This window comes from Thalassotalea sp. ND16A, from assembly GCF_000764205.1.
Classification (GTDB): Bacteria; Pseudomonadota; Gammaproteobacteria; order Enterobacterales; family Alteromonadaceae; genus Thalassotalea_A.
Genome location: NZ_JQDZ01000082.1, coordinates 1 through 7,706 on the forward strand (window position 1 = coordinate 1; position 7,706 = coordinate 7,706).

Genomic DNA, 7,706 nt, shown 5'->3' on the forward strand with positions numbered 1-7,706 from the left:
CAGGAAGTATACCGAAAAAACTTCGGGCTATGCGCGAGAACGTCAAACAGTTTATACTACCAGAGAAAAGAAAGCGGCCCAAAGACAGGACCGTGAGAGTTAGCAAAACTCGTTACCATATTAAAACACGATCCTCTTAACTGAATGGTGTTAGGCGAAGGCCGGAACCTCATTGAGCGTATCGTGTGTATGTTTGGGTATGCTCATAATTGTGGGGGGGGGGAAGATAAAAGGTGTTAATAATTAAGCACACTGTCAAGCAGGGAGGTCCCGGCCTTCGCCGGGATGACGGAGCAATTTATGGGTTGTATTTTAAAGGTTTAAACAGTTTACTTGCGCCAAGTCATTCCAAACTTGATTTGGAATCTCCCTGCTTGACAGTGCGCTTTTGTAACGGGATGAGGGAACAAATAAACTAACCCTGTACACAACTCCAGCTTTCTTTCCCACAGTTCATAAAATGTACTTGCAGATATGCGCAGTTTCTGTATAATACGCCGACCTGAACCGATATGGTTTAGGAATTTGTTAGTGAGTTACTGGTTAAACAGTAGCGAAAAACTAACCAACAGCAACTCCGATTTGGAGTTGAATGTATATAAGCAGTACGCTCCCCTACACCAAAACGTAGGTGATGAGTCGTACTTTGTTCGTTCTTTTTATATTGGGGATTTGATTACATGTCAAGTCAAAGAATTCGCATTCGTTTGAAAGCGTTCGATCATCGTCTGATTGATCAATCAACTGCTGAAATCGTAGATACTGCAAAACGTACTGGTGCTCAGGTTCGTGGTCCTATTCCACTTCCTACACGTAAAGAACGTTTTACTATCTTGGTTTCTCCACACGTAAACAAAGATGCTCGTGATCAGTACGAAATCCGTACTCACAAGCGTATGATTGATATTGTTGAACCAACTGAGAAAACTGTAGACGCATTAATGCGTTTAGATTTAGCAGCTGGTGTAGACGTTCAGATCAGCTTGGGTTAATAAGGGGATTTAACTATGACTATTGGTTTAGTCGGACGTAAAGTTGGTATGACTCGTGTCTTCACTGAAGATGGCGTTTCAATTCCAGTTACAGTCGTAGAAGTTGAAGCTAACCGCGTTGCTCAAGTAAAAACTCTTGAAAACGATGGTTATCGTGGTTTACAAGTAACAACTGGCTCGCGTAAAGCTAGTCGTGTTACTAAGCCTTTAGCAGGTCATTTTGCTAAAGCAGGTGTTACAGCTGGCCGTGGCTGCTGGGAATTCCGCTTACAAGATGGCGAAGGTGAAGGTATTGAAGCTGGCAGTGACATCACTGTTGAGTTATTCAATGAAACCAAATTAGTAGACGTTACCGGTACTTCGAAAGGTAAAGGTTTCCAAGGTGGTATCAAGCGCTGGAATTTCAGCATGCAAGATGCAACTCATGGTAACTCTATCTCTCACCGTTCTAACGGCTCAATCGGCCAGTGTCAAACACCTGGTCGTGTATTTAAAGGCAAAAAGATGTCTGGTCACATGGGTGCTGAGAAAGTTACTACTCAAAACCTTGAATTGGTTCGCGTTGACGCTGAACGTAACTTGCTCCTTATTAAAGGTGCAGTTCCGGGTGCAGTAAATGGCAACGTAATCGTTAAACCAGCTGTTAAAGCCTAACGTCCAGGAGATTAGTGATGGAATTAGCAATTAAAGACGCTTCAGGCGCTCTTGAAGTTTCTGAAGCTACCTTTGGACGTGAGTTCAATGAAGCTCTAGTACACCAAGTAGTTGTTGCTTATGCAGCAGGTGCTCGTCAAGGTACTCGTGCTCAGAAAACTCGTTCAGAAGTTAGCGGCGGTGGCGCGAAGCCATGGCGTCAAAAAGGTACTGGCCGTGCACGTGCTGGTACAACTCGTGGTCCAATCTGGCGTTCAGGTGGCGTAACATTCGCTGCTAAACCTCAGGATCACAGTCAAAAAGTTAACCGTAAAATGTATCGTGGTGCGATTCAAAGCATCCTTTCAGAACTAGTTCGTCAAGAACGTCTGGTTGTGGTTGAGAACTTTGCGGTAGAAACACCAAAAACTAAAGAATTAGTATCTAAATTAAAAGGTCTTGAATTAAAAGACGTATTAATCGTTACTGCTGAAGTTGATGAGAACTTATTCTTATCAGCACGCAACTTGTACAAAGTTGACGTACGCGATGTAGCTGGTATTGATCCTGTTAGTCTAGTCGGTTTCGAAAAAGTATTAGTAACTGCTGATGCAGTGAAGCAAATTGAGGAGATGTTAGCATGATAAACGACGAACGTTTGTTAAAGGTGATTTTAGCACCTAACATTTCTGAAAAAGCAACTATGTCTGCAGAAACAAACAACACTGTTGTTTTCAAAGTAGCAACTACTGCTACTAAGCTTGAAATTAAAGCTGCTGTAGAGAAACTTTTCGAAGTTGAAGTTACTGGTGTTCGCACTCTAAATGTTAAGGGTAAAGTTAAACGTACTGGCGCACGTTTTGGTCGCAGAAGCGACTGGAAAAAAGCTTACGTTACTCTTAAAGAAGGCAGCGACATCGACTTCGTTGGCGCAGAGCAATAGGAGATAATCATGGCTATAGTAAAATGTAAACCTACTTCTCCGGGTCGTCGCCACGTTGTTAAAGTGGTAAACACGGAGTTGCACAAAGGTAAGCCTTACGCACCATTACTTGATACTAAATCAAAATCTGGTGGTCGTAACAATACTGGTCGTATTACAGTTCGTCACGTTGGTGGTGGTCACAAGCAACACTATCGTTTGATTGACTTTAAACGTACCAAAGATGGCATCCCTGCAAAAGTAGAGCGTTTGGAATATGATCCAAACCGTAGTGCTAACATCGCGTTAGTATTATATGCAGATGGTGAACGTCGCTACATCTTAGCCCCTAAAGGCTTAAAAGCTGGTGATTCTATCCAGTCTGGTGTTGACGCTCCTATCAAAACAGGTAACACATTACCGTTACGCAACACACCACTAGGTAGTGTTGTACACGCAATCGAACTTAAACCTGGTAAAGGTGCTCAAATCGCACGTGCCGCTGGTACTTACGCACAATTAGTTGCGAAAGACGGCGTCTACGTAACTTTACGTCTTCGCTCTGGCGAAATGCGTAAAATTGAAAGCGAATGTCGTGCAACTTTAGGTGAAATCGGCAATGCTGAACACATGCTTCGCTCTTTGGGTAAAGCAGGTGCTACACGCTGGCGTGGTGTTAGACCAACTGTTCGTGGTGTTGCCATGAACCCAGTTGATCACCCGCACGGTGGTGGTGAAGGTAAAACTTCAGGCGGTCGTCACCCGGTATCACCTTGGGGTGTACCAACTAAGGGTTATAAGACTCGTAAAAACAAACGCACTGACAAGTTTATTGTCCGTCGTCGTACTAAGTAACTATAAAGAGGAATTACCATGCCACGTTCTCTCAAGAAAGGTCCATTTATTGACCTGCACTTGTTGACGAAGGTAGAGAAAGCTTTGGAAAGCGGGAATAAAAAACCAATTAAGACTTGGTCCCGTCGTTCAATGATCATACCTAACATGATCGGATTGACCATCGCTGTCCATAATGGCCGTCAACACGTTCCAGTATTTGTTACCGATGAAATGATCGGTCACAAACTGGGTGAATTTGCACCAACTCGTACTTATCGCGGCCACGTCGCTGATAAGAAAGCGAAGAAAAGATAAGGGAAAATAAGATGGAAGCTATTGCTAAACATAAATTTGCCCGTGGTTCAGCTCAAAAAGCTCGTTTGGTTATTGACCAAATTCGCGGTTTGCAAGTTGAGAAAGCACTAGAAGTATTAACTTACAGCAACAAATCTGCTGCCGAGTTAGTAAAGAAAGTACTTAACTCAGCTATCGCTAACGCTGAACACAATGAAGGTGCAGACATTGATGAATTATTCGTTAAAACTATTATGGTTGACGATGGTCCAACAATGAAACGTATTAAACCTCGTGCGAAAGGTCGCGCGGATCGTATCCTTAAGCGCACCAGTCACATTACTGTGATTGTAGCTGATCACTAGGAGATATTAGTATGGGTCAGAAAGTACATCCTACCGGTATTCGCCTAGGTATCACTAAACCTTTTGCGTCTACTTGGTATGCAAGCAGCAAAGATTACGCAGCAAACATTAAAGGCGATCACGAAGTTCGTGCTTACCTTACTGAAGAGCTAAAGCGTGCATCTTTATCAAAAATCGTTATTGAGCGTCCAGCAAAGTCAATTCGCGTGACTATCCATACAGCCCGTCCAGGTGTTGTAATTGGTAAGAAAGGTGAAGACGTAGAGAAATTACGTAAAAAAGTTTCTCAAATTGCCGGTGTACCTGCTCAAATTAACATTGCCGAAGTTCGTAAGCCAGAAATGGATTCACAACTTGTAGCTGACAGCATTGCTAGCCAGTTAGAGCGTCGTGTTATGTTCCGTCGTGCGATGAAACGCGCAGTACAAAACGCTATGCGTTTAGGTGCTAAGGGTATCAAAGTACAAGTTAGCGGTCGTTTAGGCGGTGCAGATATTGCCCGTGCTGAATGGTATCGTGAAGGTCGTGTACCTTTACATACATTACGTGCTGACATTGATTATTCAATCGCCCGCGCAGATACTACCTACGGTGTTATCGGTGTTAAAGTCTGGATCTTTAAAGGTGAAGTAATTGGTAACATGCCGCTACAGGCAGAAGTACCAGCTCCTAAACCTAAAAGAAAAGGCAAAGGCAAGAGCGGTAAGTAAGGAACTAACTAATGTTACAACCAAAACGTACTAAATTCCGTAAGCAATTTAAACTGCGTAACCGTGGCCTAGCGCACACAGGTAGCTCAGTAAGCTTCGGTACATACGGCTTAAAAGCTGTGGCTCGTGGCCGTATGACTGCTCGTCAAATCGAAGCAGCCCGTCGTGCAATGACTCGTCACATCAAACGTCAAGGTAAAATTTGGATTCGAGTTTTCCCTGATAAGCCAATTACCAAAAAACCTCTTGAGGTTCGTATGGGTAAAGGTAAAGGTTCTGTTGAGTATTGGGTTTGCCAAATTCAGCCAGGACGTGTTCTTTATGAAATGGAAGGCGTTGAAGAATCAATAGCACGCGAAGCTTTCGAGCTTGCAGCAGCTAAGATTCCATTCAAAACAACTTTCGTAACTCGGACGGTAATGTAATGAAAGCTACTGAACTTAAAGATAAAAGCATTGAAGAGCTAAATGCTGAATTACTAGGCTTACTTCGCGAGCAGTTTAACTACCGCATGCAAGCAAGCACTGGTCAGTTAGCACAAACTCACTTGCTACGTAACGTACGTCGCGATATCGCACGTGTAAAGACTATCCTAACTGAGAAGGCAGCATCATAATGAGCGAATCTATTCGTACTCTACAAGGTCGCGTAATCAGCAACAAGATGGAAAAATCTATCACTGTTTTGATCGAGCGTCGAGTTAAGCACCCTATGTACGGTAAATTCATGATCCGTTCAACTAAGTTGAAAGCGCATGATGAAGCTAACGTATGTAACGAAGGTGATTTAGTAACAATTCGTGAATGTGCACCAATTTCAAAGTCTAAAAACTGGACTTTAGTTGATGTAATCACAAAAGCTTAATATAAGTTTTATTGTTACTTAAAAGGCTCTACTGGCAACAGTAGAGCCTTTTTATTTTGTGATTTGAAATGCACATTCGCGAATGTGGCAGTACCTAAGTTTCAAAGTCTAAAAACTGGACTTTAGTTGATGTAATCACAAAAGCTTAATTTTAAGTTTTATTGTTACTTAAAAAGGCTCCCGAAAGGGAGCTTTTTTTTTGCAGTAATAAAGTTAAAGTGCTTATCACCAAAATGCGAGACTAAAGTCCCGCCAACCAGGAATCAGTCCCTATGGTTGGCGGGGTTTCAACCTCGCACCGCTGCAGTAATCAAGGTAAAGTGTTTATCAGCAAAATGCGAGACTAAAGTCCCGCCAACCAGGAATCAGTCCCTATGGTTGGCGGGGTTTCAACCTCGCACTGTTGCAGCAATCAAACTAAAGTGGTTATCAGCAAAATGCGAGACTAAAGTCCCGCCAACCAGAAATCAGTCCCTATGGTTGGCGGGGTTTCAACCTCGCACTGTTGCAGGACCTAAGTTTCAAAGTCTGCTCTTATCACACCAAAGCTGGGCTTTAGTTTAGTTATTGATAACTAACCGTTTTTCAAATTGCCTGTTTTTTAACTTAGTGAAGGGTAAATAATATGCTAATTTGGTTGTCACCTATTGAAAAATAATGAGCCTAAGATGACGAAAAATTCAACGAAGTTATTTGATCATTACTTCAATACATTAATTGCAGAGGGATTTCATCGCACCAAGGCTTTACAATTATTCACCGCCTCTCAGCTGGCTTTGCTCATTGCCGCCGCGGTACAGTTCTTCAACGAAGCTTATTACCAGGGTGGTTCCTTAGTTGTTGTCTTGCTGATAATTGGCGTGGGTTTTATGGTTTTGAATAAAACCAAACCTAAAGCGGCGATCGCTTTGCTATTATTCAGTCATACTTGTCTGGCAACGGTATTGATGTGGATGTATGGTGGTATCCGCGATGAAGTACTATTCGTTTATCCGTTAATTTTAATCTTTGCCGCTTTGCTCGGTTCGACCAAGATAATGTCATTTCTATTTGCCTTTATCAGTCTTGCTATTTTCGCCAATGGTCTGGTGAATCATTACGACTTTTATTTGAATTCTGTTCAGCAGATAAGCCTGCAATCGGCAGCGTTGGTTAATTTACTGTTGTTGGTCATATTTGTCGGCAGTTATTTCGCTATCGAAAGTATAAAAGAATTGATCACTAAATTAATAACGGAAAATGATGCTGTTGAACGTTCTAAAAATGAAATTCAAAAATTGCTTCATCAAGATGCACTAACCGGGTTACCAAATAGGATGGTTGCTGAAGAAAAACTTAGCCTGTTAGTTGCACAGGCAAGGTCAGAGAATAGTAAAACGGCATTGCTGTTCGTCGACCTAGATGATTTCAAAAACATTAATAATACTCTCGGCCATCAAATGGGTGATAAATTTTTGAAGATATTGTCTACGCGGATTGCCGGCACAGTGGCAGAGTTTGGCTCTACTTATCGCTTAGGCGGAGATGAATTCATTATTTTACTTGAAAAAGTGAATTCCACTGAACAGGTAAAACAACTAAGTGAAAAAATTGCAACGGTTGTTAGCCAGCCATTAATCATCAATGATCACCATTTATCAACGTGTTGTTCAATTGGCATCACCATCTGCCCGGATAATACCCAAGATTTTGATACCGCATTAAAATATGCCGATATCGCTTTGCATCAAGCCAAAAGTGCTGGAAGAAATCAAATTTGTTTAATCGATGAGCAGATGATTGCAAAAACCGAAGCAGAATTTACGATACTGGAGGAATTGCGAAAAGCTCTTCTTGATAAATCGTTTAAAGTGCACTTTCAACCAAAATATGACTTGCGCAATAATCGCATCATCGGAGCTGAAGCGCTATTAAGATGGTGGCACCCTACCATGGGGCAGATCACACCGAATCAATTTATTCGTGAGCTTACGGCGGGATAGTGTGACATGGCAAGTTGAGTTATTTAGAATGGCGCTAACCCAGTCTATGACTGAGTTATCTCTTGATTTTGTTGGTAGTTCCAAGGGAGGTAATGCTCAGGATTTTC

12 protein-coding genes are annotated in these 7,706 nt (G+C 42.2%); all 12 read left to right on the forward strand.

Annotation, left to right across the window (positions count from 1 at the left end; all coding sequences use genetic code 11):
* The first annotated feature begins 680 nt into the window (after nt 1-680).
* The 12 genes from rpsJ (at nt 681) to ND16A_RS20305 (ending at nt 7,599) form a co-directional block, all read left to right on the forward strand.
* Nucleotides 681-992, forward strand: a complete 312-nt coding sequence (gene rpsJ, locus ND16A_RS06835; protein WP_033078125.1) for a 30S ribosomal protein S10 — start codon at nt 681-683, stop codon at nt 990-992.
* A 15-nt stretch (nt 993-1,007) separates the two neighbouring features.
* A complete protein-coding gene (gene rplC / locus ND16A_RS06830) occupies nt 1,008-1,646 on the forward strand; it encodes a 50S ribosomal protein L3 (RefSeq protein WP_033078126.1) in 639 nt (212 codons plus the stop codon).
* A gap of 17 nt (nt 1,647-1,663) precedes the next feature.
* Entirely contained in the window at nt 1,664-2,269 is a 606-nt protein-coding gene (gene rplD / locus ND16A_RS06825; RefSeq protein WP_033078127.1) for a 50S ribosomal protein L4, read from the forward strand.
* The gene (rplW, locus tag ND16A_RS06820) at nt 2,266-2,568 is read left to right on the forward strand and encodes a 50S ribosomal protein L23 (protein WP_033078128.1); all 303 of its coding nucleotides are present in this window, start codon (nt 2,266-2,268) and stop codon (nt 2,566-2,568) included. The genes rplD and rplW overlap by 4 nt, the downstream gene beginning before the upstream one ends.
* A 9-nt stretch (nt 2,569-2,577) precedes the next feature.
* A complete protein-coding gene (rplB, locus tag ND16A_RS06815) occupies nt 2,578-3,402 on the forward strand; it encodes a 50S ribosomal protein L2 (RefSeq protein ID WP_033078129.1) in 825 nt (274 codons plus the stop codon).
* Nucleotides 3,403-3,420: 18 nt separating this feature from the next.
* Complete coding sequence (rpsS, locus tag ND16A_RS06810; protein ID WP_033078130.1) at nt 3,421-3,699, forward strand: 30S ribosomal protein S19; 279 nt, start codon at nt 3,421-3,423, stop codon at nt 3,697-3,699.
* An 11-nt stretch (nt 3,700-3,710) separates the two neighbouring features.
* Complete coding sequence (gene rplV / locus ND16A_RS06805) at nt 3,711-4,043, forward strand: 50S ribosomal protein L22 (RefSeq protein WP_033078131.1); 333 nt, start codon at nt 3,711-3,713, stop codon at nt 4,041-4,043.
* 11 nt (nt 4,044-4,054) lie between these two features.
* Nucleotides 4,055-4,753, forward strand: a complete 699-nt coding sequence (gene rpsC, locus ND16A_RS06800; protein ID WP_033078132.1) for a 30S ribosomal protein S3 — start codon at nt 4,055-4,057, stop codon at nt 4,751-4,753.
* An 11-nt stretch (nt 4,754-4,764) separates the two neighbouring features.
* Entirely contained in the window at nt 4,765-5,178 is a 414-nt protein-coding gene (gene rplP / locus ND16A_RS06795; protein WP_033078133.1) for a 50S ribosomal protein L16, read from the forward strand.
* Complete coding sequence (gene rpmC, locus ND16A_RS06790; RefSeq protein WP_033078134.1) at nt 5,178-5,369, forward strand: 50S ribosomal protein L29; 192 nt, start codon at nt 5,178-5,180, stop codon at nt 5,367-5,369. The genes rplP and rpmC overlap by 1 nt, the downstream gene beginning before the upstream one ends.
* Complete coding sequence (rpsQ, locus tag ND16A_RS06785; protein WP_033078135.1) at nt 5,369-5,617, forward strand: 30S ribosomal protein S17; 249 nt, start codon at nt 5,369-5,371, stop codon at nt 5,615-5,617. Before rpmC ends, rpsQ begins: the two co-directional genes overlap by 1 nt.
* A gap of 668 nt (nt 5,618-6,285) precedes the next feature.
* The gene (locus ND16A_RS20305; protein ID WP_033078137.1) at nt 6,286-7,599 is read left to right on the forward strand and encodes a GGDEF domain-containing protein; all 1,314 of its coding nucleotides are present in this window, start codon (nt 6,286-6,288) and stop codon (nt 7,597-7,599) included.
* Nucleotides 7,600-7,706: the final 107 nt, after the last annotated feature.

Coding starts and splice junctions, on each gene's coding strand:
- rpsJ (WP_033078125.1), top strand. CDS start 681: ATGTCAAGTCAAAGAATTCGCATTCGTTTGAAAGCGTTCGATCATCGT.
- rplC (WP_033078126.1), top strand. CDS start 1,008: ATGACTATTGGTTTAGTCGGACGTAAAGTTGGTATGACTCGTGTCTTC.
- rplD (WP_033078127.1), top strand. CDS start 1,664: ATGGAATTAGCAATTAAAGACGCTTCAGGCGCTCTTGAAGTTTCTGAA.
- rplW (WP_033078128.1), top strand. CDS start 2,266: ATGATAAACGACGAACGTTTGTTAAAGGTGATTTTAGCACCTAACATT.
- rplB (WP_033078129.1), top strand. CDS start 2,578: ATGGCTATAGTAAAATGTAAACCTACTTCTCCGGGTCGTCGCCACGTT.
- rpsS (WP_033078130.1), top strand. CDS start 3,421: ATGCCACGTTCTCTCAAGAAAGGTCCATTTATTGACCTGCACTTGTTG.
- rplV (WP_033078131.1), top strand. CDS start 3,711: ATGGAAGCTATTGCTAAACATAAATTTGCCCGTGGTTCAGCTCAAAAA.
- rpsC (WP_033078132.1), top strand. CDS start 4,055: ATGGGTCAGAAAGTACATCCTACCGGTATTCGCCTAGGTATCACTAAA.
- rplP (WP_033078133.1), top strand. CDS start 4,765: ATGTTACAACCAAAACGTACTAAATTCCGTAAGCAATTTAAACTGCGT.
- rpmC (WP_033078134.1), top strand. CDS start 5,178: ATGAAAGCTACTGAACTTAAAGATAAAAGCATTGAAGAGCTAAATGCT.
- rpsQ (WP_033078135.1), top strand. CDS start 5,369: ATGAGCGAATCTATTCGTACTCTACAAGGTCGCGTAATCAGCAACAAG.
- ND16A_RS20305 (WP_033078137.1), top strand. CDS start 6,286: ATGACGAAAAATTCAACGAAGTTATTTGATCATTACTTCAATACATTA.